This is a genomic window from Acinetobacter sp. ATCC 27244 (assembly GCF_000156555.1).
Taxonomy (GTDB): Bacteria; Pseudomonadota; Gammaproteobacteria; order Pseudomonadales; family Moraxellaceae; genus Acinetobacter; species Acinetobacter haemolyticus.
Genome location: NZ_GG665951.1, coordinates 1 through 1,073, shown reverse-complemented (window position 1 = coordinate 1,073; position 1,073 = coordinate 1). Strand labels below are relative to the sequence as shown.

Annotated in this window: 1 protein-coding gene; it reads left to right on the top strand. The window is 35.5% G+C overall.

What is annotated here, in order from left to right:
- Positions 1-1,055, top strand: a protein-coding gene (locus tag HMPREF0023_RS16495; protein ID WP_155757170.1) for an IS4-like element ISAba33 family transposase whose coding sequence is annotated in 2 segments (ribosomal slippage) — positions 1-505 and positions 505-1,055 — 1,056 coding nt annotated over the 2 segments. Because the reading frame shifts where the segments join, the coding sequence is not laid out codon by codon here. This gene is flagged as partial in the annotation.
- Positions 1,056-1,073 lie beyond the last annotated feature (18 nt).

Sequence of the window (1,073 nt, the reverse complement as noted above, 5' to 3'; positions counted from 1 at the left end):
AAATATCTAAAGTGGAACAAGTCACATGTAAAATGTTTTACACTGATTATGATTGCATTAATTGTAAAACAGACATGTAATCTTTCTTCTGCATCTAAAGCCTTACCCATCAAGTGCTTACCACAATCATTTTATCGACGTATACAACGCTTCTTTGCAGGTCAGTATTTTGATTATCGTCAAATTTCTCAGTTGATTTTCAATATGTTTTCATTCGACAAAGTGCAACTGACTTTAGATAGAACCAATTGGAAATGGGGAAAACGAGATATCAATATCTTGATGTTAGCCATCGTCTATCGTGGAATAGCGATACCTATTGTTTGGACATTGCTCAATAAACGTGGAAATTCAGATACAAAAGAGCGTATTGCTTTGATTCAACGCTTTATCTCTATTTTTGGTAAAGACCGTATTGTGAATGTGTTCGCAGACAGAGAATTTATCGGTGAGAAATGGTTTACATGGTTAATTGAAAATGACATCAACTTCTGTATACGTGTTAAAAAAACTTTATTGTGACCAATCACTTAGCCAGGAATCATAAAATTAGTGATTTATTTCGTCATCTTCAAGTTGGTCAAACTGAATGTCGTAAACGACGTATTTGGGTTGGTCGAGTGAAACTGTATATTAGTGCGCTACGATTAGAAGATGGGGAACTTTTACTTGTTGTTTCTCCTATGTTTAATGCTTCTGCTATTCGTGATTATGCATTACGCTGGGAAATCGAAACCTTATTTAGTTGTCTCAAAGGACGTGGATTCAATCTTGAAAATACTCGTTTAACAGACCCTGGACGAGTCAAGAAATTGATAGCAGTGCTAGCTATCGGTTTCTGTTGGTGCTATTTAACAGGTGAATGGCAACATGATCGAAAAAAAGCGATAAAAATAAAGAAGCATGGACGACTTTCAGTAAGTTTATTTCGCTACGGTTTGGACTATGTTCAAATGGCTATTCTACGTTTGATTGGTTTTGGAAAAAAAGAAGAATTTAAGAAAGTGCTCGCAATTTTAAGAAAGAAAAAGCCTGATAGGACAAGGGCCCTATGAAATTTGTCGTGTACAGAG